General features: G+C 38.4%; 20 protein-coding genes. 16 read left to right on the top strand and 4 right to left on the bottom strand.

Annotated features, from left to right (window positions below; all coding sequences use genetic code 11):
- The first annotated feature begins 51 nt into the window (after positions 1-51).
- Entirely contained in the window at positions 52-1,020 is a 969-nt protein-coding gene (locus CC99x_RS12980) for a transposase (RefSeq protein WP_057622903.1), read from the top strand.
- A gap of 7 nt (positions 1,021-1,027) precedes the next feature.
- Here CC99x_RS12980 and CC99x_RS05445 read toward each other — a convergent pair whose 3' ends face one another.
- The 4 genes from CC99x_RS05445 to map form a co-directional block, all read right to left on the bottom strand.
- Complete coding sequence (locus CC99x_RS05445; RefSeq protein WP_057622901.1) at positions 1,028-1,291, bottom strand: hypothetical protein; 264 nt, start codon at positions 1,289-1,291, stop codon at positions 1,028-1,030.
- A gap of 1 nt (position 1,292) precedes the next feature.
- The gene (locus CC99x_RS05450) at positions 1,293-2,345 is read right to left on the bottom strand and encodes a hypothetical protein (RefSeq protein WP_057622899.1); all 1,053 of its coding nucleotides are present in this window, start codon (positions 2,343-2,345) and stop codon (positions 1,293-1,295) included.
- Between the two features lie 459 nt (positions 2,346-2,804).
- The gene (glnD, locus tag CC99x_RS05455; RefSeq protein ID WP_057622897.1) at positions 2,805-5,489 is read right to left on the bottom strand and encodes a [protein-PII] uridylyltransferase; all 2,685 of its coding nucleotides are present in this window, start codon (positions 5,487-5,489) and stop codon (positions 2,805-2,807) included.
- A complete protein-coding gene (map, locus tag CC99x_RS05460) occupies positions 5,486-6,256 on the bottom strand; it encodes a type I methionyl aminopeptidase (RefSeq protein ID WP_057622895.1) in 771 nt (256 codons plus the stop codon). Before map ends, glnD begins: the two co-directional genes overlap by 4 nt.
- A 214-nt stretch (positions 6,257-6,470) precedes the next feature.
- Here map and rpsB point away from each other — a divergent pair, with 214 nt between their 5' ends.
- From rpsB to lpxB, 15 genes are all read left to right on the top strand, one after another.
- Entirely contained in the window at positions 6,471-7,211 is a 741-nt protein-coding gene (rpsB, locus tag CC99x_RS05465; protein ID WP_057622893.1) for a 30S ribosomal protein S2, read from the top strand.
- Between the two features lie 73 nt (positions 7,212-7,284).
- A complete protein-coding gene (gene tsf, locus CC99x_RS05470) occupies positions 7,285-8,172 on the top strand; it encodes a translation elongation factor Ts (protein WP_057622891.1) in 888 nt (295 codons plus the stop codon).
- Positions 8,169-8,894, top strand: a complete 726-nt coding sequence (pyrH, locus tag CC99x_RS05475) for a UMP kinase (protein WP_057622889.1) — start codon at positions 8,169-8,171, stop codon at positions 8,892-8,894. The genes tsf and pyrH overlap by 4 nt, the downstream gene beginning before the upstream one ends.
- A complete protein-coding gene (gene frr, locus CC99x_RS05480; RefSeq protein WP_057622887.1) occupies positions 8,891-9,448 on the top strand; it encodes a ribosome recycling factor in 558 nt (185 codons plus the stop codon). Before pyrH ends, frr begins: the two co-directional genes overlap by 4 nt.
- Before the next feature lie 264 nt (positions 9,449-9,712).
- Positions 9,713-10,489: a polyprenyl diphosphate synthase gene (uppS, locus tag CC99x_RS05485; RefSeq protein ID WP_235528032.1), complete on the top strand. Its 777-nt coding sequence runs from the start codon at positions 9,713-9,715 to the stop codon at positions 10,487-10,489.
- Positions 10,490-10,518: 29 nt separating this feature from the next.
- Positions 10,519-11,307 (top strand): phosphatidate cytidylyltransferase, encoded by a 789-nt coding sequence (locus CC99x_RS05490; RefSeq protein ID WP_259596698.1) that lies wholly within the window; start codon positions 10,519-10,521, stop codon positions 11,305-11,307.
- A complete protein-coding gene (gene dxr / locus CC99x_RS05495; RefSeq protein WP_057622882.1) occupies positions 11,304-12,488 on the top strand; it encodes a 1-deoxy-D-xylulose-5-phosphate reductoisomerase in 1,185 nt (394 codons plus the stop codon). Before CC99x_RS05490 ends, dxr begins: the two co-directional genes overlap by 4 nt.
- A gap of 260 nt (positions 12,489-12,748) precedes the next feature.
- On the top strand, positions 12,749-14,110 hold the full coding sequence (gene rseP / locus CC99x_RS05500) for a sigma E protease regulator RseP (protein WP_057622880.1): 1,362 nt from the start codon (positions 12,749-12,751) through the stop codon (positions 14,108-14,110).
- A 461-nt stretch (positions 14,111-14,571) separates the two neighbouring features.
- Entirely contained in the window at positions 14,572-16,668 is a 2,097-nt protein-coding gene (locus CC99x_RS05505; RefSeq protein WP_057622878.1) for an Ig-like domain-containing protein, read from the top strand.
- A 310-nt stretch (positions 16,669-16,978) separates the two neighbouring features.
- A complete protein-coding gene (gene bamA, locus CC99x_RS05510; protein ID WP_057622876.1) occupies positions 16,979-19,327 on the top strand; it encodes an outer membrane protein assembly factor BamA in 2,349 nt (782 codons plus the stop codon).
- 31 nt (positions 19,328-19,358) lie between these two features.
- Positions 19,359-19,871 carry an OmpH family outer membrane protein gene (locus CC99x_RS05515; protein ID WP_057622874.1) on the top strand — a complete coding sequence of 171 codons (513 nt, stop codon included), beginning with the start codon at positions 19,359-19,361 and terminating at the stop codon, positions 19,869-19,871.
- 26 nt (positions 19,872-19,897) lie between these two features.
- Complete coding sequence (gene lpxD / locus CC99x_RS05520) at positions 19,898-20,992, top strand: UDP-3-O-(3-hydroxymyristoyl)glucosamine N-acyltransferase (protein WP_057622872.1); 1,095 nt, start codon at positions 19,898-19,900, stop codon at positions 20,990-20,992.
- A 3-nt stretch (positions 20,993-20,995) separates the two neighbouring features.
- The gene (gene fabZ / locus CC99x_RS05525) at positions 20,996-21,457 is read left to right on the top strand and encodes a 3-hydroxyacyl-ACP dehydratase FabZ (protein WP_057622870.1); all 462 of its coding nucleotides are present in this window, start codon (positions 20,996-20,998) and stop codon (positions 21,455-21,457) included.
- Positions 21,454-22,224, top strand: a complete 771-nt coding sequence (gene lpxA, locus CC99x_RS05530) for an acyl-ACP--UDP-N-acetylglucosamine O-acyltransferase (RefSeq protein ID WP_057622868.1) — start codon at positions 21,454-21,456, stop codon at positions 22,222-22,224. The genes fabZ and lpxA overlap by 4 nt, the downstream gene beginning before the upstream one ends.
- 17 nt (positions 22,225-22,241) lie before the next feature.
- Positions 22,242-23,402, top strand: coding sequence for a lipid-A-disaccharide synthase (gene lpxB / locus CC99x_RS05535; protein ID WP_057622864.1), 1,161 nt, complete (start codon positions 22,242-22,244; stop codon positions 23,400-23,402).
- Positions 23,403-23,465: the final 63 nt, after the last annotated feature.

Below are 23,465 nucleotides of genomic sequence, written 5' to 3' on the forward strand. Positions count from 1 at the left end.
CGTAATTTTTCTGTATATATATACTTGTTGGTTAATCATAAGGGAGAAACTGTGTCAAATTGGGTTAAAAGGATAGCATCAATATTAGGAAGCAAACCAACTGATTCTTCTGTTGGCTTTAACCCACACGCAGATAATTCTCACCCTCAATCAGAAATTCAATCTGAAATTAATAGCTCTTTTGCAAAACTGATGCATGATGTAACATCAGATGAGCGTTTACAGGGCAATAATAGTATTATTTTAAGAGAAGCCAACAAAGAAATAACTAAGCTAAAAGGCTTTGAGACAAAGATAAATACTACGATAAGTGAATTAACTGTTGAGCTTCCCCAAAAAGAAAGTTGCAAAACTAATTCTATGGATGAGAACAAGCCCTTAATGTCTGAAGGTGATATCACAATGGATGAACAAGACGATAATATTAAAGCCTTACAGAAATTACGTTCATTACCACGAGGTAGTGAAACGCAAGTTGAGTCTCGTATTGCTGCGATTAAAAATTTACTGGGTGAAAAAGAAATTTTTAAAACTTTGCAGATGATCCGTTGGCCAAAGGGTATCGTATGTCCTCGCTGCCAATCCTCCCAAGTTGTACGTCGCGATCCGCCTTCTGATACGCCTGATAAACGTCATTACTATGTTTGTCTTACTTGTAAGGGTGATGGTGGGGTAAGCGATTTTGATGATTTTACAGGATTACCTGTTGGTACTTTACAAGGCTTAAGACAATGGATGCTCTGTTGGTATTTAATTGGTTTTTGCTCAATGAGCCAAATTGCACGTGTTCTTGGTATTAGTGTTCATGAAGTAACACAAATAGCCTCCTTTGGTAGTCAGATCACAGAGATTGCACATGAGTCAGATGCAAAGAAGAAAATTGAAGCTAAACAAAAACAAGAAAAAGACAGAAAAAAATCCTTTCTCGACAAGCATCAGCAGATAGTCGAAATGCAAGAAGATTATACGCGTAGTGCAAGCAAGCAACCCTTTAAACCAGGATATAAATCGAAGAAATAGCCAAAAGCTACATGCTGCGCTTGTCTCGGACACTGTGTTTGTTGCAAGGCAGATGTGCTAAGGCATTCATATGTGAAAGCAAGGTTTCTTGTTCTGGTCGCAACCAACCTTTCTTTCTCGATTCTTCTAGATATTTTGCAAAATGTTGATTCTCAGTAATATCTATACAATGCCCTGCGCAGCGAATACTGGAAATGATGTGATTGAGTATGCCGCCCAAGCCAAGATGTTGAAATTGCTCCAGATCTTTTTGAATCAATTTTGTATCCATTTTAATCCTTTGTTACAGTCGCGTTATTGGGTGGAACTGTGTGATAAAATGTTTCTGGTATCTCGATACCTGCAGATTGTAATTCATTTGCAAATACATCTTCATTCAGCTCATCTAGATGATATTTTTCTAAAATAGGTGTTAAAGTGAGAATAAATTCGTGTAACTCTAATATTTCATGAATGAGTTTTGCTCGCTCTTCAATTTCTAGAATATTCTCAGGCAGCCATTTATTATTTTGAAAAGGGCAGCTGATACTCAGTTTATTAAATTGTTCTGCTATTTCTTCTGTTGTTTGGCTAAGCTCGCGTAATTTTGAACATTGATGTTCTAAGCTAAGCGCTGTTTCATTAACAGTGATTCTATAAATTACTTTTTGTAATTGACTTAATACCCACATGCCACCTTCAGGGGCTGTAAAACCTTCTTCATTTAACCTGGAAACCATCTTGCGCTGTGAGAGACCTTGCAATCGATAGGCACTGATGACAGGCGCCAATATTAATGAAAAAACAATGGCATTATCAATTTTAGGTTTATTTACCTTATTGATAACATTGATAGCATTCGGGTTGCCTGATTTTGAATGAGAGCGTGTCAAACCTTCTTTGATTAATTGACCGTGAAATTTTCTTTGTTGTTTTGCATGCGCCACAATAGCTTTAAAATTATCCAGCTGTATGTACGCTTGGTCGCAACAGTAAAGTTGTAATCCTGCTGTAGCATTTGGTGTAGAGGTATGATCGATATATTTAAAAATTTGTTCTGCAAATGAAGTATTTGCCGTTAAGTGATTAATCTCAGAAATCACTAAGTGTGCATTGGATGCAATAGCAAAAGCGATGGCTGATTCAAGTTCTGGCCAAGGATGTCGACTGCGGCGATTATCGCCCAACTCAATAAAAGTCTTGGTTAATTGGCCATTTTTTTGTTGAATGAGTTTTTTTACAGTGGATTCTTGTGTGGCAATAAACTCATTTACATCAGCCAAAGGACTGCCTTTTTTCTTAGTAGGCGCAAGGATATAAGCGACAAAATTTTCAGTTTTTTCCACAAAAATGCCTTATTATTAGGGGTAAAAAGAGAGTGTTTTAGACCTAGTATAGAAACATCTTTGCTGATCTGCCACTCTACTCTTCGTCTTTTAGTCTTATACTGTGTTAGCGGCGTTTCCTCGTAACAGTCGTGTATTATTTATACACTCCTATTACTCTGAAACTTGCTGCCTTGTCTAAGACTAAAAGACTCGAGTAGGATTTGTCTTTTTGCTTTATACTGTGTTGGCTGCAGCCCTTCATCATCCTCATGTACTACTCGTATTTAATCCTCACTTGCTTCGAAGTGAGCCAGTTTTAAGGATTTGTGTAGGGGCCGGCCATTGTGCCGGCCCGTTAAACTTTTAATGAACTGAGGGCGAGCACATAGACTCGCCCCTACCATAATATTTTCTTGTGTTCAGCAAAGGCAGGTGAGGGTTAAATAGAAAATAAATAGATTTAATGCGAACCTAACATTACCGCAAAGCCTGCAAAATAGCTTTTTTGATATTTTTAATGGTTTTTTCATGAGTGAGAGGCATTCTATCTTCTTTTTTACTGACGTAAAAAAAGTCGATAACCTTATCGCCCAGCGTGTTAATTTTGGCGCTGTGAATAGACAGTCCATGCATGACCAGCACTTTACCAATGCGTGCTAAAAGGCCAGGGAAATCAGGGGCGTGTATCTCAATCGTTGAGTAATGATTATTCGCTTGCGTATAAATCTCAACTTTCGCTTGCGTTTGATAATATCGATACCATCTGGGTACATGCCGTGAATAATAGGGAAGAGAAAGTGATTCTGGTGTATTCTCAGAAATAGGATCAAGTAAAGTACTGAGTGTTGTTTTTATTTCTAATAAACGATGTGGGCCTGTGATAGGTTGTCCTGAAGATTCTAATACAACCATAGAATTCAAGCAAAAACCATGCTGAGTGGTTGTTACTTTTGCTTCTACGATGGTGAGTAATAATTTCTCGAGTGTTTGACAAATATAAGCAAAAAGACCAAGGCAGTCTTTTGAATAAACAAAAATATCCGTGCCGGCTTTGTTCCAATGCGGCTGTGTCGCAATCACCGTATTTTCAATACCATGAGATAAAATAAAAGCCGTTTGCCATACCAGGCTATTGAGATCTGTATTCTCAAAATAATCTGTATTGATTATGTTCCATAATGAATTTATTTTTTCTATGGATAAAGAAGGATTTTTGAGTAATTGTGCGCAGGCTTGTTCTTTTTTGTAAGCAATAGGATCGCTATCGCTTAAAAATGTTTTTTTATCAAAATATTGATAAGTTTGGTGGAATAATTCACTTAATAAAGCTTTTCGCCAATGGTTCCATAGTTTAGGATTTGTGCCCTGGATGTCCGCAATGGTCAATAAGTAGAGATAGCACAATTTTTCCTGTGACTGAACAATTTTGCTAAACTCAAGGATGACGATGGGATCATTAATGTCTTTTCGTTGCGCAAAATGAGAGAGTTTTAAGTGATGAAAGACTAACCAGCAGATATAATCTGTTTGCTTTTCGGTTAATCCATAAATTTGACAGAATTCAAGTGCTAATTCTTTGCCAATCTCACTGTGATCACCACCTTTGCCTTTGCCAATATCATGAAAAAGCCCAGCAAGGTATAAAATAATGGGATCACTCGCAAGTGAAAGGCTTAAAGCGAGGAAAGGTAAATCTGATTCTTTATTTTGATAGAAGTCTTGTATATATTGTAATACGCGCAAAGTATGCGCATCAACAGTATAAATATGATTCAGATCATATTGCATCTGACCAATCAGCTCTGCAAAACAAGTAATGAGCTTGCTTAAAACACCTAATTGATGCATTAAAGTAAGTGTGTGAGCAACTTTTTGAGGGAATTGAAAAATAGATAGAAAAGCGCTTTTGGTATCAATGCTTTTTAAAAAATCAGGCAAATATTGACTGTTAAAATAGTCGTAAATAAATCGACGACTGTTTGAGGTAAATCCAATTAGGTTTTCATGCTTTGCAAAAAAATAAAATAGTTCGATGAACAAATGAGGTTCTGTGTAATAATCTGTTTCTTGTATAATTTCAAGATTGTGCCCAACTTGTTTGCAATGTGATGAAAGCGAAACTTGTTGGTACGCTGCATTTTTATTAATCTGCTCGCTAAAATGCTGCGCAAAGATATCTGTGATTTCACGGATTTGTGAAGCAAGCAGGAAGTATTTTTGCATCCAATTTGAGACAGATTGATTTAAATTTTGGCCATCAATATGAAGTGCTTTTGCAATTTCGCTTTGATATTCTAAATATAATCGATCGGTTGCTTTATGACTCACAAGGTGAAGTGCATAGCGCATTTGCCAAAAGCTTTGTTTGCTACTTTCAATAATATGTATTTCGTATTTTGAGAGCGCGTTTTCTGAGAGTAGACCTTGGAGCGCATTTGTACCAAATTTTCGTTTGGCAATCCAATAAATAAAATCAATATCTCGTAATCCACCTGGGCTTTCTTTAAGATTTGGCTCTTGGTTATACTCTGTATTTTGATAATGTTGATAGCGATGCAGACGTTCTTTTAATTTTGCTTGAAAGTATTCTGAAAATGGCCATATACTTGTTTGCTCAGGAGAAATTATTTTTTCTATATCATTTAAAAAATCGGCATTGCCGATGAGATACCGACAGCTAAGTAAGGTCGTGAATATGACATGATCGGTGCTTGCAAGCTCTGCGCAAGCCTTGAGGGTGCGTACGCTGCTGCCTAAGTGGATATTACAATCCCACAAAAAAGAAATATATTTTTCAATACGCTCATTTAAATGAATATTTTCGGTATCAGTGGTAATAATCAGGGTGTCGACATCTGAAAAAGGATGTAGTGCTTGATTGCCATAACCGCCGACGGCAAAAAGTGTAACATCAGGATAATGATCCATTTCAAACCATAGCCACGCGACTTTAAGTACCTCATCTGTGAGATTTGCTCGTTGTCTTACAAGCATATCAATAGATTCTTTGTGCCAAAATGCTTGATGGATTTTAGCAGATTCGCTTTTGATGACTTGATGAATAAATTTTAAAAAGTCATTTCTGTTTTTGTATTCTGATACACAAAAATCTGCATTAAATATTGTGAGGGGAGTATGAGCATCCTTGCCAATTTCTGTCATGGTAGGTCGTTTTCTTCTTTTCTTTTGGTTAGGATTTCTGCGCCTGTTGGTGTGACCAGAATAGTGTGCTCCCATTGAGCTGATAAGCTTCTGTCTTTGGTAATGACTGTCCAATTATCCGACAATAATTTTGTGTGGCGTTTACCCGCATTAATCATCGGCTCTATGGTAAAAGTCATGCCAGCTTCTAAAATCATGCCGGTATTGGGTTTTCCGTAGTGTAATACTTGTGGTTCTTCATGAAAGACACTACCAATGCCATGTCCACAGTATTCGCGTACGACCGATAAGCGCAAACCTTCCGCATAGCTTTGAATGGCATAGCCAATATCACCTAAGCTGGTGCCTGGTTTTACAAGCTCAATGCCTTTAAGTAGGCATTCTCTTGCTATTTTAACTAAGCGACTGGCTTGTACTGATACTTCACCGACTTGAAACATTTTGCTGGTATCGCCATGGTAACCGTCTTTTATGACCGTGATATCGATATTAATAATGTCGCCATTTTTTAATTTTTTATCATTGGGGATACCGTGACAGATAACATGGTTCACGGATGTGCAAATAGATTTTGGGAATCCCCTATAATTCAAAGGGGCAGGCACCGCTTTTTGTTCATTGACAATATAGTTATGACAGATATCATTTAATTCATCAGTGCTGATACCTGCACGTACATAAGGTTCAATCATTTCAAGAACTTCTGCGGCTAATTTTCCCGCAACGCGCATTTTTTGAATTTCGTCTGGCGTTTTAATAAGGGCCATGCAATCTCCTGTTAGGAACTTCCTTTGTAGGGGGTGTTATTGAACTTATATTGCGTCATATGGTATAAACTGGCGCGCAGTTGTGCAAATTTTTATTTAGTTATTCATTCCACACACTTGCCGACACGTTATCCTGGGTGCCCAAGAGGTTCTTTTGAATTTTAAGGGTTGGATAATGGGGCAGGTGGAGGCTCAACCCTACTAGGAGTTTATTATGCAAAATCTCAATATGAAGCAGTTAATTGAAGCCGGTGTTCATTTTGGTCACCAAAAACGCTTTTGGAACCCTAAAATGCGCCCATTCATCTATGGCGTGCGCAATCGCATTCATATTATCAACCTTGATAAAACACTACCTCTATACAAAACAGCATTAGATTTCATTTCTCGCACAGCAGCAAGAGGTGGCAAGGTGTTATTTGTGGGTACCAAAGGCAATGCAAGCGAAATCGTAAAGATGCACGCTGAGCGTTGTGGCATGCCTTATGTTAACTACCGTTGGTTAGGTGGTATGTTGACCAACTACAAAACCGTTAAGCAATCTATCAAGCGCTTAAAAGAATTAGAAGCTATGCGTGATGATGGTACTTTAGATAAGTTAGTTAAAAAAGAAGCACTCATGAAGCTTCGTGAATTGGAAAAATTAGAAAGAGGCTTAGGCGGAATTAAAAACATGGGAAGTTTGCCAGATGCCTTATTTGTGTTAGATGTTGGTAATGAAAAGATTGCTGTAAAAGAAGCCAATAATCTTGGTATTCCTGTGGTCGGTATTGTCGATACCAATAATGATCCAGATGGCATTGATTATGTTGTTCCTGGTAATGACGATGCTTTGAGAGCGATTGAACTTTACGCTACAACACTTGCTGACACTATTTTGCATGCTAAGCAAAATTCTAACAAATACAGCGCAGATGATGAATTTGTAGAATTAGCAGGCGATGACGCTCAATAATACTCAATTCATTGATGGGTTTCCGATGGGGGCAGTGCCCCCCTTTTTTTGTAAATGATGAGGTTAAAACAGCATGGCAGATAAAATTTCCGCTCAAATGGTAAAAGATTTACGTGATCAAACTGGTGCAGGCATGATGGAATGCAAAAAAGCATTGCAAGAAGCTGAAGGGGATATGGCCAAAGCAGAATTAATCCTCGTAACACGTGGTTTGAAAAAAGCTCAGAAATCTGCTTCTCGTACAGCCGCTGAAGGCGTCATTTTAGTGCAATCAAACACTACTTTTTCTTCTATGTGTGAAATCAATTGCGAAACAGACTTCGTGGCACGAGATGAAAACTTTAATGGGTTCTGTAATCTTGTTATTTCAACCATTCTTGAACAGAAAATCAGCGACGTAGAAGCTTTAGCGCAATGTCAAATTGCTGGCGAATCTATCGAAGAAAAGAGACAGAATTTAGTCGCTAAAATTGGTGAAAATGTACAAATCCGTAGAATTAATAACATCGTTATTAATCCTGGCTTTGTTGTGGGTGGTTATATTCATCGTGGCAGAATTGGTGTTCAGGCCGTCCTAAAAGGTGGTGATGAAGCTTTAGCCAAAGATTTAGCAATGCACATTGCTGCAATGAATCCACAATACATTGATTCAAGTGAAATGCCAGAAGAGCGCGTTGCTGAACAGAAAGCCTATTTGTTGGAACAAGAACAATCTTCAGGCAAGCCTGCCAATGTGATTGAAAAAATTGTGGAAGGCAAATTGGCTAAAGTATTAAATGAATTCTGTTTAATGGGGCAACCCTTCTTTAAAGACCCCGATCTCACCATCGCTGCATTATTAAAGAAAAATGGTGCGGAAATGGTTGAATTTATTCGCTATGAAGTTGGCGAAGGCATTGAAGTGAAGAAAGCTAATTTCGCTGATGAAGTAATGGCTCAAGCACGAGGAAACAACGCATGACACAACTTGCTTATAAACGGATACTCCTAAAACTCAGTGGTGAAGCATTTCAAGGCAATTCTCCTTTTGGTATTGATCCGAATGTTCTCGATAAAATTGCTTTAGAGGTTGGTGAACTGATTGAGCTAGGTGTGGAAGTCGGCATGGTTGTTGGCGGTGGTAACTTATACCGAGGCAAAGAACTCTGTGAGGCAGGTATTGGACGTATTTCTGCCGATCATATGGGGATGCTTGCTACGGTTATGAACGCTATTGCATTACGAGACGCATTTGAGCGCAATGGTTTTTCTACGCGCATTATGTCGGCCATACCCATGAGTGGTGTGGTCGATCATTATGATCGACGTAAGGCAATCCATCATCTCAAGCAAAAAAGAGTGGTTATTTTTTCTGCAGGGACAGGGAATCCTTTAGTAACAACAGATTCTGCCGCAAGCTTACGCGCCATTGAGACAGAAGCAGATTTGTTGCTAAAAGCAACAAATGTGGATGGAGTTTATTCTGCCGATCCTGCCAAAGATCCAAATGCCACACTCTATAAAGAATTGACATATCAAACGGCATTAGAAAAAGAATTAGGGGTTATGGATTTAACCGCCTTTTGTCAATGCCGAGATCAAAATATGAAGATTCGTGTATTTAATATGAATACGGAAGGCGCTTTGTTAAGGATTGTAAAAGGTCAGTCTGAAGGAACTTTGATCCAAAGAGGTAGCGAATGATTAACGACATTCAGAAAGATGCAAAGACAAGAATGACAAAAAGTATAGAAGGATTTGAACACGATCTTTCTAAAATTCGTGCTGGTAGAGCGCATCCCAGTCTTTTAGACAACATCATGGTTCCCTACTATGGTAATGACACACCTTTGAGCCAAGTCGCAGGTGTTCATGTTGAGGGTGCACTGATGTTAATGGTAAAGCCTTGGGAAAAAAACATGTTGCAAGCGATAGAGAAGGCCATTCGCATCTCTGATCTTGGTTTAAACCCAGCAACCAGTGGGGATGTCATTCGTGTGCCTTTACCTCCTTTAAGTGAAGAGCGTCGCAAAGAACTCATCAAGAAAGTGAAAGCAGAAGGTGAGCAAGCCAAAGTTGCAATTCGAAATATCCGTCGTGACAGCAATAATCACATTAAAGAAAGCTTAAAGAAAAAGCTGATCAGTGAAGATGAGCAAAAACGTGCTGAAGATGCGATGCAAAAGTTAACGGATAGTTACATTGAAAAAATTGATCAAATCTTAACAAGAAAAGAGAAAGATTTAATAGACATGTAACCTGATCTTTAGACATTTGAATTTTGTGCCTTCTTATGTAGGGCCTTTGTTAGCTCTACATAAGATTGTTCTTACAAAACCCGGAATCAAGTGCTTTGGCTATAGTCACAGCACATGAGCGTTCGGGTAGGCGTCAAGCCTCGAGTAACCTTCATTCCCATAAAAGTACATGAGGATTGCGAGATGGCGAAGACAACACCCCTGAACACTCAGGTGCGAAGACTATATCATGCAACATAGGCCTTAAACCTTTTTGGATACTGAGTGAGCATACAAAAATACCGTTCCCATCATGGGGAAAAAGCCAATCAACAGAGAGCCCCAAATCACGTTGCTATCATTATGGATGGTAATGGAAGATGGGCAACCCAAAGAAATTTGAGCCGTACCAAGGGACATCGCAAAGGTGTTGAAAGTGCTTGGGAGGCTGTTAGCTATTGTTTAGAAAATAAAATACCTGTTTTAACACTCTTTGCTTTTGGACAAGAAAATTGGAAGCGACCTTCTCAGGAAGTTCGAAATTTATTCCGTATTTTTTATTTATTGTTAAAAAGAGACATGGGTAGATTACTAGAGCACAATGTTAAATTGCGCATTATTGGCGATAGAACACCCTTTGCTCCTTATTTAAGAAACACAATTCAAGAGAGTGAGGCGCTGACTCAAAATAATACCGCCTTGACACTCAATATAGCGATTAACTATAGCGGTAAATGGGATATCTTACAGGCGATGCAGAAGCTTGTAGAAAAACATCAAGGACTACATGCTTTAGATGTATTAGAGAAGCAATTTGAGGCGTATTTGAGCTTTCAAGGGCAACCTGAGCCTGATTTATTTATTCGCACCAGTGGGGTCCAACGCTTGAGTAATTTTATGTTATGGGATTTAGCCTATTCGGAAATATTTTTCACAAAAGCATTATGGCCAGATTTTGATAAGAATGAATTTGATAATGCGGTTTCTTTTTTTAATCAGTGTGAAAGACGATTTGGTTTAATTTCTGAGCAGGTAAGCGTATGCTCAAATATCGAATCTTAACCGCATGCCTTTTAATTCCCTTTGTTTTAATGGGAATCTTTTTTTTATCGTCAGAGCATTTCACACTGATGGCGGCCTTCATTTTCTTGGGCGCAAGTTATGAGTGGGGGCAGCTTTGTTTTAAAAATAATTATATAACCATAGCATTTTGTTCGGTTTTTGCTTTGTTGATGTTTGGGTATCATTATTTTTCACATTTGCTCTCTGCCGATATTGTGTTGCTGGGTTCCGCCTTTTGGATAGTGCCCCTTCTTTCTGTTATAACTTTCCAATCTGAGAAGACAACACTCTTTCAATCGAAGACACTTCGAGTTCTGAGTGGGCTGCTCTTTTTGCTACTTGCCTGGATTGGTTTAAGTGAAATACATGCGCAGCCCTTGGGTGGTTTTTTAATCATTAGCTTATTTTTACTGATTTGGTCAGCAGATACCTTTGCTTATTTTGTTGGGAGAGCATGGGGTAAGACAAAATTATCCCCCATCAGTCCTGGTAAATCTTTACAGGGCGCCGTCGGTGGTATTGCGGGATCTTTGGTTGTGGGCGGATTGATCTATGTTGCTTGGCATATGTTTGCACTATCTTCTTTACCCACGGTTTTAAATCACTTTCCATTGTGGCTACTTTTTGTGTCCCTTATTAGCGTACTTTCAATAGCCGGTGATTTATTTGAAAGCTTGTTAAAGCGTATTAGCGGCGTTAAAGACAGTGGCAAACTACTGCCTGGGCATGGTGGTTTGTTAGATCGCATTGATAGTTTATTACCAACCTTGCCATTGTATGCCATTTTTATTGCATATTGGGGACCCGTGTTAGCATGAAAAAACAAGGCATTTGTATACTCGGTGCTACGGGTTCTATTGGTCAAAATACGCTTGATGTGATTGCTCATAATCAAGATCTGTTTGATGTAATTGCTTTATGTGCGCATCGATCTTTTGAAACACTCTTTGAGCAATGCCAAAAATTTGAACCCGCCTTTGCTGTCTTAAGCGATCAAGAAGCTGCGCAAAAGTTACAAAATCTTATTTCGGGAACAAGCCTAAAAACACAAGTATTGGCTGGTGAAGAAGCATTGTGCGAGGTTGTTAGCTTAGCTTCTGTTGACAAAGTAATGAGCGCAATTGTCGGTGCTAAAGGTTTGCTGCCAACCTTAAAAGCAATTGAAGCTGGGAAAGTGGTATTAATAGCCAATAAAGAACCCTTGGTAATGGCTGGCGCTTTAATGATGCAAGCCGCCCAGGCACATGGTGCTACTATCCTTCCAGTTGATAGTGAACACAATGCTATTTTTCAATGCTTACCCGATCATTACAGAACAGGTCAAACTTTACCTAAAACAGTGAGGAAAGTAACTTTAACAGCATCTGGAGGGCCATTTTTACATTATCCTCAAGAAGCATTTGCCGACATAACACCCAGTATGGCTTGCAAGCATCCAAATTGGAAAATGGGTCAGAAAATTACAGTAGATTGTGCTACTTTAATGAATAAGGGTTTGGAAGTCATTGAGGCTAGTCATTTATTTTCAATAAAACACGACTGTATTGATGTGGTGGTGCATCCTGAAAGCCTTATTCATGCTTTGGTTAGTTATTGTGACGGCTCTTTGTTAGCTCAAATGGGCGCGCATGATATGCGTATTGCCATTTCTCATAGCATGGCTTGGCCGCATCGGATAGCCTCTCAAGCAGCATTTTTAGACTTAGTAGAAGTCGCTAAACTCAACTTTTTAGCGCCTGATACAAGTAAATTTCCTTGTTTACGTTTAGCCTATGATGCGATGAGTGCGGGTAAGGCTGCTCCGGCTGTTTTAAATGCGAGCAATGAAGTTGTCGTACATGCATTTTTGCAAGGGCAGGTGCGTTTTAATGCAATACCTGTAATCATCGAAAAAGTAATGAATAAATTATACGATTTATCAGCTGATACGATAGAACAAGTCTTGCAGGTAGACAGCATTGCAAGAAATGAAACACTGAAAGAAATTCGAAAGTTTTAAGACTTGTACACTATAAAGTAAGTTTTTAATATTCGCGAGGCGAATAAGATCCCACTTTGCAAAGGGGGATGGTGCGTAGCACCAGGGGGATTTATGCCACAATTGAAGTCAAAACAGCTAAATCCCTCTTGCGCTGCGCGCTTTCTCCCTTTACAAAAGTGAGAAAACTGATTCGCTGCGCTCATCGGGAACTCTATTAAAAACGAACGTTACGTTGCACTAGAAATTGTTTCAAATAGCTAAATGGAAAGGTTAAATACATGTCTACAATTTTGATTGCAATATTAGCGTTTATTATCGCAATCGGTGTTTTAGTGACTTTTCATGAATTTGGGCACTTTTGGGTTGCTCGAAAATTAGGGGTTAAAGTCTTAAAATTTTCTGTTGGTTTTGGTCGACGATTATTCAGTTGGAAGGATAAGGCGGGGACGGAGTATGTCGTCGCGATGTTACCATTAGGTGGTTACGTCAAAATGCTTGATGAGAGGGAAGGAAATGTTGCGGAAGCTGATCTGCCGCATGCCTTCAACCGTAAACCTGTTTGGGTGCGTTTTAGCATTGTTGCTGCAGGCCCTATCTTTAATTTTATCTTTGCAATTTTTGCTTTTTGGCTGATGTTCATGATTGGTTTAACAGGAACAATTCCTGTTGTGGGAGAGGTTCAACCACAGTCCATCGCAGCGCAGTCTGGTTTGCAAGTTGGTGATCAGATTTTAGCAGTTGATTCTATTGAAACCCGTACATGGGCAAGCGTTTTCAAACAAATTATGTCTCGCTTAGGCGATACAGATTATTTACATTTTGATGTTAAAACAGCTTCAGGTGATACTAAAGCAGTAAGCCTTAATTTACAGAACTGGGTTATCAGTCGAGAAAAGCCTGACTTATTGGATTCCTTGGGTATTGACGCTTACCATACGCCCATACCGCCTGTTATTTATTCCGTCATGCCTGATGAGCCTGCCGAGAAGGCAGGCTTTTTGCCAGGCGATGAAATTATTTCTGTTAATGGCCACCCTATCTCAAATTGGCGTGAATTTACAGAAGTCATTGAAAAAAGTCCTCAACAATCTATTACTTTAGTTATTAAGCGTCAGGACAGCCATAAAACCATCGTATTTGCTCCTCGTGTAAATATTGGTGCAAATGGCAAACAGATTGGCTTTGCCGGACTTAAAGTAAAAGTTCCAGAATTATCTGATGAATATAAATGGGTAGAGCGCTTTGACCCATGGCATGCCATGATTGCGTCTTTTCAAAAGACGGGGCAGTTTATTTCGGTTACTTTGAAGCTCATTGGCAAAATGATTGTGGGCGATGTAAGTTTATATAATTTAAGTGGGCCAATCACCTTGGCTCAAGGCGCAGGTATTTCGGTACTCATTGGATTCCAACAATATTTAAATTATTTAGCCTTAATCAGCATTAGCTTAGGTGTTCTTAATTTGCTTCCCATTCCCATCCTAGATGGCGGACATTTGCTTTATTATGTGATTGAGATATTTACAGGCAAACCTGTATCAGAAAAAGTACAAATATTGGGTTATAAATTAGGCATGCTGCTGCTTATCTTTTTGATTACAGTTGCATTTTACAATGATCTATTGAGAATGTTTACTTAGACGGAGAGAGCTTCTCTCTTTTCATATTTAACCCTCACCTGGCTTTCAGCCATCCTCATCTCCGGCATCATACTTTAAAGAGCTGTAGGGGCCGACCGCTGTGTCGGCCCGGATACAGAGAGGGCGGGCACAACGGCCCGCCCCTACAAAATACCCAGTCTAGATTCATTGTATAGATTAGGGATTCGGTCTTAGGTTATTAACCAAGCAAGCTTTGATTATCTTTGAGTTGACGCCTATGAGCCTTCGCTGGCATGACATATTATCTGAATTTTTTAGTATAAAAATTTCTCTTGGGTCGGCCAGTGTATATACAGCATTTTGGCAAATAATAAGTTTGATTTATCGCAAAACTCATACTTTAGTCCAATTACGACAGGTTTTCTTTATTGATAGCATAATTTATCAATCTAGTATTTATATCTCCATATTTTTTTATCTGTATTTTAGGGGATAGGGTAATGAAGAATAGTAGTAAATTAAATCAATCGCCACATCCATCCGTTGCGCAAGAAAACTCAATAGATAACAATGAGATGCAAGTTCAAGCACTGAATGCGAGCATGGCCTCCTTTTTAAAACTAGATATGCTATCTCATAACTTTGAAGCTGGAGTGAATGATTTTTTGAATAAGGTAGAAGATATAATAAAAGATACGGAAGAAGATCTTCGGAATAAAAGTGAGAAAGAGGAAAAAGAAGAAAAAGCTGATATTGTTGAAAATAGTGAGATTCCTGTAGAAAATGCTACAGTAGCTCAGACAGAAATGAGTGTTGTAAATGAGGGAACAGTACAACCTTTGCCTGATAGTAGTTATATCGGTAGTTGGGCACAAGTCAACTCTACTCCAAGACAATTGGATTTGTCTAATGTCCGTATTAATCTTCCTGAAGAATACAATAATTTTGATGAATTTAATGCTGCAAGAAATGAAAGCAATATAGCACTCTTACCAATTAACCCTCCAACGGCTAGGAATGATAGTTATAATTTTTCTGGAGCAGCGCTGCCGATTAATTTAACGTTAATGTTAGATATTTCTGGTTCAATGCGGCTAAAAGGGCTAGCAGAATTTTCTAAAATGCTCACTTTGCAACAAACACTTGTTGGCGAAACAGGATTGATTTACACCTTAAGTCAGCTCTCGCCTGAAGTAAATATTTGGGTTGTGCCTACTCCAAGCAATACCGATTTTTATACGGCAGATGATAGTCACCCTGTAAATGACCCACAACTCTTTGGTGCACAATATTTTGGTAACGATCCTCATGCAGCAATGGCCTACATTCTTTCTCTTTTTCCTGCCTATGATGAGTTTTATGATGCAGCAATGCAGTATGGTTTGGATACATTAGGCGCAGCAAATCCGATGTTTGTTCAGGGCGAACAAAATATGCTGTATTTCATTGCCGATGGTATTCCTGTGTATGGGCCTATCGGAAGTGGTGCGCATGGCGCAGATCCTAATATAATTAATGTTTGGCAAACAGCGTTAGAAGAATATGATGTGGATGCCGTTGTGATTGGGATTGGTGGAGAAGATGGTATGGCAAATGCACTAGGTCCCATTACCAATGGTGAAGATCCGTCTAGTGTTTTAGAGCCTGATGCTGCTCTTTCAGATTTTAAAGATATTGTTCTTTCTGGTACGCAACAAATTAGTGGTAATTTACTAAACAATGATGATGCAAATGAAGATACGGGACCCAGCAATCCTTTGGTTGTTACAAGTTTTCAACAGAATGGAAATGTTGGCATGGTAGGCATACCATTCATAACGGCACTAGGTGCTACATTAATTGTTAATGCAGATGGTAGTTTTACCTATGAAGCACCACTTTCTCAATTACAAAATATTGGTGCTGTGACTGAAAGTTTTGATTACACTATTAGTAACGGTTATGGGAGTGATACGGCTAATTTTGAAGTAGAAATTGATGGCATTGATACGCCTAATGTAGAGTTTGCATATGCGGTTGATGATGTCGTTGTTTTGTTTGATGATGTTAATGAGATGCAAACCTTTACTGGTAATGTATTGGATAATGACTATCTCTTAGGCTCAGAAAGTATCATAGCGGCTACAGCGCATGCATTTATATCAGGTTCAGGGAGTATTGATGGGTATTTCTGGCCATTCGAAAATAGTGTTGTATATGACAATGGTCAAACAAGATTTACTCTCAATAATGATGGTAGCTATATTTTAGAAGAGTTAGAAGCCGATGGTTTAAGTCAAATGGTAGCGACAATGGAGAGTATCAATTCTAGTTTTAAAATCGCTTATGCACTTTCTGGAGATAATGGCGCCGATATTGGTTTTCTAGAATTTGCGCTAGCCTCTGAAGCGCCTCAACCTATTGTTAATCTAGAAAATAATGCGCGCTTACAATATGTTGATATTGTGAATGATGATGCTTTATTTGATAATGATGAATCTATATCTTCAATCAGTGAAGATGTGATGCGCTCATCTTTAGATGAGGCTGAATTTTCAAGTCCACATCCAGAAAATGTGCCTTTGGATATGGAGGCGCCATTGTCTGCATTTGGATAATAATTGATTGCTATAAAATTTTGATTCGTCCTGCTCATTGATAAGAGAAAGCCACCTATCATTGCATCAGTTTATGCCGATTCTCTTCATTCAGATGACACGATTCAAAACAAGCCTTTCTTAATTAGTTAGCTACTTCTTTCTGTTTCACCGCTTAAGATTCGTTTCTGTAGCTTTTATTTATTGCGACCTGTGTTAGTATGGCCACTCTTAGTGCAAAAGCAAAATAGTTTGTTTGCTAGCAAATCAAAAAATAAAATTTCAATCGACGCATTATTATAATTCAAACAAGCGGTGAAGAATAAGAAGTATGAATAAGTATTGGTATGTTTTATTGGCAGGGCTTTTAACTCAATCGGTGCATCAAGCCTACGCCTTTGAATCCTTTGTCGTAGAAGATATCAAGATACAAGGCCTACAGCGCATTGCTGAAGGCACAGTCATCAATTATCTCCCAGTAAATATTGGGGATGTGATGACTGAAGGGCGTAGTGGTGAAATTTTGAAAGCCCTTTTTAATACTGGCTTTTTCCAAGATATTCAGTTGGGACGTGAAGGCAATGCTTTAGTCATAGAGCTATTGGAAAGGCCTACGATAGGTAAGATTACAATCACAGGTAACAAAGATATAACCAGTGATAACCTAAAAGCTACTTTAAAAGAAACCGGATTGGCTGAAGGTCATGTTTTTGATCGCTCTACACTGGAAATGGTGAGAAACGAGCTGGAACGGATGTATTTTGGTCATGGTAAATATTCCGTCAAAATTGATTCAGTGGTTACAGAACAAGATAAAAATCGCGTCAATATTGAGATTACGATCTTCGAAGGGCAAGCTGCACGCATCAAAGCCATACACATCATTGGCAATAGAGATTTTAAGACGGAAGAATTATTAAAAGAATTTGCTTTAGCTCAATCGCATTGCTTTAGCTGGGTATCGCGTAGTGATCAATACGATAAAGAAAAATTGAGTGCTGATTTAGAAAAGCTTAGAACCTTTTATTTGGATAGAGGGTATTTGAATTTTCAAATCACCTCGACCCAGGTAACCATAACGCCAGATAAATTAGATATTTATGTTACGGTGAATATTCAAGAAGGCCAACCATTTACTGTTGGAAAAATATCTTTAGCAGGTACCACAGTGTTACCTGAATCTGAACTCATGCAGTATATAACCTTAAAGCAAGGTGAAATATTTTCTCGAACTAAAGTTGCAAAGATTGTTGAAGCGTTGAACGATCGCTTAGGACAGGAAGGCTATTCAAATGCAAATGTAAATCCTGTGCCTGATGTGCATGATGCTGAACATGTTGCAGATATTACCTTTTATGTAGAACCCGGCAATCGTATGCAGGTTAGACGTATCTTATTTGAAGGTAACACTAAGACAAAAGATGAAGTATTGCGTCGTGAATTAATTCAAATGGAATCTGCGATTGTTAATACGAGTTTAATTGAAGATTCACGAACGCGATTGAATAGAACAGGTTATTTTAAAGAAGTAAAAGTAGATCTAAAGCCTGTGCCGGGTGTGAGCGATGAAGTTGACGTTATCTATACGGTACAAGAAGCATCTGCCGGTCAATTAGGGGGCGGAATTGGTTATTCTGATTCAGACGGTATTGTCTTTAATGCGAATATTTCAAACCGAAATTTCTTAGGTACAGGAAATAGCACTGATTTTAGTTTTAACCAAAGTAAAGCTTACACAACCTATAACTTATCTTACAATAATCCATACTATACCATTGATGGTGTGAGCCGTGGCTTTTCTGTCTACTATAGTGAAACAGATTTAAGCCGTTCCACCAGTATTTCTGATTATACGACGGATGCTTTAGGTGGCAATGTTAATTACAGTTATCCTATTTCTCCTGTCGATCGTATTAGTTTTGGTCTTGGTTATCAGTCCACAAAATTAGCAGTAGGTAATGCCTATAATGCGCCCAAAGAAATTGAAAACTTCCTAACCAAGAATGGTAACAATAGTAATGAAGTGACGGCAGCCTTAGGTTGGTCGCATAATACCTTCGATAGATACCTATTCCCTGAAAATGGTTTGCGTCAAGGTGCAAGCCTTTCAGTCGCTGTTCCTGGATCCACGTTGCAATATTATCGCATGACTTACGATGTGCAGTGGTATAAATCACTTTTTAAAGGATTTATCTTTACCGCATCTGGATTACTTGGGTATGGAGATGGGTATGGCAAAACATCTGCATTACCGTTTTATCGTCATTTTTATGCGGGCGGCAATAGTAGTGTTAGAGGATTTGAAGATAATAGCTTAGGGCCTAAAGACAGCCATGATAATCCGTTTGGTGGTAATTTCTTAGTAACGGGCAGCACTGGTCTTGTTATTCCTAATGAGTGGATTGGTAACATTCCATCCGTACGTGCTCAGCTCTTTCTAGATGCGGGTCAGGCATATGACTCTGTTAATCGATATTATGATGATAACAAGAGTTTATCTCGTAACCCAAAAGGGTTAAGATATTCGGCTGGTGTTTCTGTGACGTGGGTATCGCCTTTGGCACCTTTGGTATTTAGCTATGGTATACCGCTTCGTCCTACGAAGGATAAAAGCATTGAGTTTGATAGAAATGCTGATAAAGTGAAGAAGTTCTCGTTTACATTTGGTACCGTATTTTAAAATTTAAAGTGTTTCCAGTTAGGGGGCTTGCGTGAATAATTTAGTTAAGTATCTTTCTGTTGCGTCTTTGTTTGTTGCAATGAGTTTGCCAACACAAGTATCTGCTGAGGGCGTAAAAATCGGTGTTGTAGATATGCGTAAAATTGTTGCTAGCTCACCAGAAGCGAAAGCGGCAATGGAAAAATTGCAGCAAGAATTTAAGCCCAAAGAAGAAAAGATTGTTAAGACAGAAAAGGAAATGAAAGAGAAATCAGAAAAACTCCAGCGTAATGCCGCTGTTATGAGTGATTCTGAAAAATCTAAATTAGAAAGAGAATTGGTTTCAAATCAACGTGAACTGCAAAGAATGCAAGAAGAATTCCGTGAAGATTCTACTGCGCGTTACCAAGAAGAAATGCAAAAGTTAATAGAAAAAGTTAATAAAGTTGTGAACGATATCGCAGAAAAAGAAAAATACGATATTATTTTACATCAAGATACAAAACTCTATGCTTCTGCACAGGTTGACATTACCAATAAAGTTGTCAAAGCATTAAGTAATTAATTTAAAATTAGTTGAGCTACTATAAAATGAATTTAGAAACCATTAGCAGCCCTCAATATGCCTCGCAATCTAAGCCTTTGTCTTTGAAAGTGATTGCGCAAGCAATTGGTGCAAAGCTCGTTGGAGAGGGTGACGTTATTATAGAAAATGTGGGCACAATTCAAAGTGCCCACAAAGCTCAAATTACTTTTTTAAATAATAGTGATCAGTATCATAAATATCGGCAACACTTAGCGGATACTCAAGCATCTGCCCTTATTACGACACAAGATATTTTTGAACAAGAGCGTGATTTGAATATTCCGCTTTTGATTCATGATGAACCAAGACAAGCCATTGTAAAAGTAGTACATTTGTTATTCCCCAAATTACATTTTTCTCCCTCAAAACATCCATCTGTGGTTGTTGGTGAAGGCGCTGAGATCCATCCTAAAACATTTATTGGGCCAAATGTCGTTATTGGTAAAAATGTTATTATCGAAGAAAATGTCATCATACAAGCAAATTGTATTATTGGTGACGATTCCATTATTGCTAAAAATAGCTTTTTACATCCCAATGTGAACATATATAGCAATTGTCACCTTGGCCAACAGTGCGTTATTCATAGTGGTGTAGTGATTGGTAGTGATGGTTTTGGTTTTGTTCGAAACGGTGCGCATTGGGTTAAAGTACCTCAAATCGGTGGTGTCCGCATTGGTGATCGTGTTGAAATTGGCGCGAATACTACAATTGATAGAGGGGCCATTGATCATACCGTTATTGAAGATGATGTGATCTTAGATAATCTCATTCAAATTGGCCATAACGTTAAAATTGGTAAAGGAACGGCAATCGCTGCGTGTACAGGTATTGCAGGCAGTTCTGTGATTGGGCAAAACTGCTTAATTGGTGGTGCTTCAAATATCAATGGCCATATTAATATTACAAATCAAGTTAGCATTGTTGGATGTTCAAATGTTGGTAAGTCAATTACTGAATCAGGTGCTTATGCATCTGCATTGACGGTTACAGATATGCGAACATGGAAAAAGAATCTCGTAAGATTTCATCAATTGGATAAAATTGCAAATCGTTTGGCTCAAGTCGAGTCACAATTGCAATCTGAAAAGGGGGCCTAAGCTGTGGTGTTAGAAGGTGAGAACAACACTATCTATATACAAGACATTGTAAATTATTTGCCACATCGGTATCCGTTTTTATTAGTGGATCGTGTCTTAGGCTATACTGATAATAAATTAACAGCCATTAAAAACGTTACGGTAAACGAGCCTTGTTTTACAGGCCATTTCCCAGATAATGCTGTAATGCCTGGTGTTCTGATTATTGAATCGCTCGCACAAGCCGGCGCTATATTGGCATATTTAATTACCAAAAGTAGTCCTAAAGATCACTTATGCTATTTAGCCTCAATGGATAATGTAAAGTTTAAGCAAATTGTATTGCCTGGTGATCAATTAGTATTAAATGTTGAGATTTTAAACACCAAAGGTAGTTTCTGGAAAGTGCATGGAGAAGCCAGCGTTAATGGTAATGTTGTGTGTTCCCTAGATATTTTAAGTGCCATGAGGAAAGTAAGTTCGTGATTTCTGATAAAGCTCATATCGATCCCTCTGCAAAATTGGGTAAAAATGTTCATATTGGTCCTTTTACCGTCATAGGGCCTGATGTAGAAATTGGTGATGATTGTTGGATTGGACCAAGTGCTGTCATTAATGGCCCAACCAAAATGGGCAAAAATAATAAAGTTTTTCAATTTGCATCTATTGGTGAAGAGCCACAAGATAAAAAATATCATGGTGAGCCAACCACTTTAGAAATTGGTGACAATAATATCTTCAGAGAATGCACAACCATATCACGTGGTACTGTGTCAGGTGGTGGTAAGACAAAAGTTGGAAACAATAACTTATTGATGGCCTATGTGCATATTGCCCATGATTGTATCGTTGGTAATAATATTGTTTTTTCAAATAATGCTTCTTTAGCAGGACATGTAACCGTCGATGATTTTGCAAATTTAGGTGGTTTTGTTGGCGTTCATCAATTCTGTCAAATTGGTTCTTATAGCTTCAGCGCAGGTGGAAGCATTATCGTCAAAGACGTGTTGCCCTTTATTACTGTATCAGGTCATCCAGCACAGAGTTATGGTTTAAATGCAGAAGGCTTAAAACGTAATGGTTTTTCTACTGATGAGATAACAACTTTAAAACGTGCTTATAAAGCTGTTTTTAGAGAAGGTTTATCTTTAGAAGAGGCTGTGCACCAAGTGGAAGGCATGTTATCAGAGTGTTCTAAACTAGGGTTAATGCTCGATATGATTAAAGGTTCAACGCGCGGTTTTACTCGTTGAACGACGATTGCTTAACGATGAATAAGCAAACGGTTATTGGTATTGTTGCTGGCGAAGCTTCAGGAGATATTCTGGGGCAAAGCATTATGCATTCACTTAAAATGCGTTGTCCTTCCGTGCGTTTCGTTGGTGTGGGGGGGCCTCACATGCAAAAAGAAGGCATGGAATCTATTGGTCAGATCGAAACACTTTCGGTGATGGGCTTGATAGAGCCTTTAAAGAAACTTCCTCAAATTCTTCGCCTAAAAAAAAATATTATTTCTCATTTCAAGAAAGACCCACCTGCATGTTTTATTGGCATTGATGCGCCTGATTTTAATTTACGTCTTGAAAAAATACTTAAGAATAAAAAAATCAAAACCATGCACTTGGTAAGCCCCACCATTTGGGCTTGGCGTGCTAATCGAATACATGATATTAAAAAAGCAGTTGATTTGATGCTATTGATTTTTCCCTTTGAGAAGGAAATTTACGATAGACATAGAGTGCCAGCTTGTTATATAGGACATCCAATAGCAGATAGTATTGAAATGACTTCGGATAAGTTCAAAGCAAGAGCAGCGCTTAAACTGGATCCAGATGCACAATGGCTTGCACTCATGCCTGGTAGTAGAGACGCAGAGCTGAGATATTTGGCAAATGATTTTTTTCTAACTGCAAAATGGTTAAAGCAGAAAGTACCAAATTTAAAATTTATAGTGCCTTGTGTAAATGAAGCCAGGTTCAATCAGGTTAAAGAGATCTTGCAGTCCTTCCCAGATTTACAAGATGTTCATTTAGTTCTAGAGCAGTCGATAACGGCAATGCAGGCCAGTGATGCCATCTTGCTTGCTTCTGGTACGGCTGCTTTGCAAGCAGCATTGATAAAACGCCCTTGTGTTGTTGCTTATAGAATGTCTGGGTTTACCTATCAAATTGCAAAACGATTAGTGAAAGCAAAATATATGGCTTTGCCGAATATTATTGCTGATAAAATCTTAATGCCAGAATTTTTGCAAGATGCTGTGCAGCCTGAAGCAATGGGCAAAGTATTATTAGAATATATAAAAGACCCAAGTGCGTGTGAAGAGCTTTTGACTGAGTTTCAAAGAATTCATAAAACCTTAAAATGCGATGCTGGAGATAAAGCAGCAGAAGCTATTTTAAAATTTATCTCTCAAAAATCTGAACAAAAGTAAGATATGACACTTTCCTTTTTCTATTTACACGACGAGACGCACACATCTTGTGTTGTAGGGGTG

Origin of the sequence: Candidatus Berkiella cookevillensis, assembly GCF_001431315.2 — a bacterium.
GTDB classification, from domain to species: Bacteria; Pseudomonadota; Gammaproteobacteria; order Berkiellales; family Berkiellaceae; genus Berkiella_A; species Berkiella_A cookevillensis.

What these genes read in the sequence shown, in the direction of transcription:
- dxr (WP_057622882.1), top strand. Translation starts at nt 11,304, where the DNA reads ATGAAAAAACAAGGCATTTGTATACTCGGTGCTACGGGTTCTATTGGT.
- tsf (WP_057622891.1), top strand. Translation starts at nt 7,285, where the DNA reads ATGGCAGATAAAATTTCCGCTCAAATGGTAAAAGATTTACGTGATCAA.
- CC99x_RS05445 (WP_057622901.1), bottom strand. Translation starts at nt 1,291, where the DNA reads ATGGATACAAAATTGATTCAAAAAGATCTGGAGCAATTTCAACATCTT.
- bamA (WP_057622876.1), top strand. Translation starts at nt 16,979, where the DNA reads ATGAATAAGTATTGGTATGTTTTATTGGCAGGGCTTTTAACTCAATCG.
- map (WP_057622895.1), bottom strand. Translation starts at nt 6,256, where the DNA reads ATGGCCCTTATTAAAACGCCAGACGAAATTCAAAAAATGCGCGTTGCG.
- glnD (WP_057622897.1), bottom strand. Translation starts at nt 5,489, where the DNA reads ATGACAGAAATTGGCAAGGATGCTCATACTCCCCTCACAATATTTAAT.
- CC99x_RS05490 (WP_259596698.1), top strand. Translation starts at nt 10,519, where the DNA reads ATGGGAATCTTTTTTTTATCGTCAGAGCATTTCACACTGATGGCGGCC.
- pyrH (WP_057622889.1), top strand. Translation starts at nt 8,169, where the DNA reads ATGACACAACTTGCTTATAAACGGATACTCCTAAAACTCAGTGGTGAA.
- rseP (WP_057622880.1), top strand. Translation starts at nt 12,749, where the DNA reads ATGTCTACAATTTTGATTGCAATATTAGCGTTTATTATCGCAATCGGT.
- lpxD (WP_057622872.1), top strand. Translation starts at nt 19,898, where the DNA reads ATGAATTTAGAAACCATTAGCAGCCCTCAATATGCCTCGCAATCTAAG.
- frr (WP_057622887.1), top strand. Translation starts at nt 8,891, where the DNA reads ATGATTAACGACATTCAGAAAGATGCAAAGACAAGAATGACAAAAAGT.
- lpxB (WP_057622864.1), top strand. Translation starts at nt 22,242, where the DNA reads ATGAATAAGCAAACGGTTATTGGTATTGTTGCTGGCGAAGCTTCAGGA.
- rpsB (WP_057622893.1), top strand. Translation starts at nt 6,471, where the DNA reads ATGCAAAATCTCAATATGAAGCAGTTAATTGAAGCCGGTGTTCATTTT.
- CC99x_RS05505 (WP_057622878.1), top strand. Translation starts at nt 14,572, where the DNA reads ATGAAGAATAGTAGTAAATTAAATCAATCGCCACATCCATCCGTTGCG.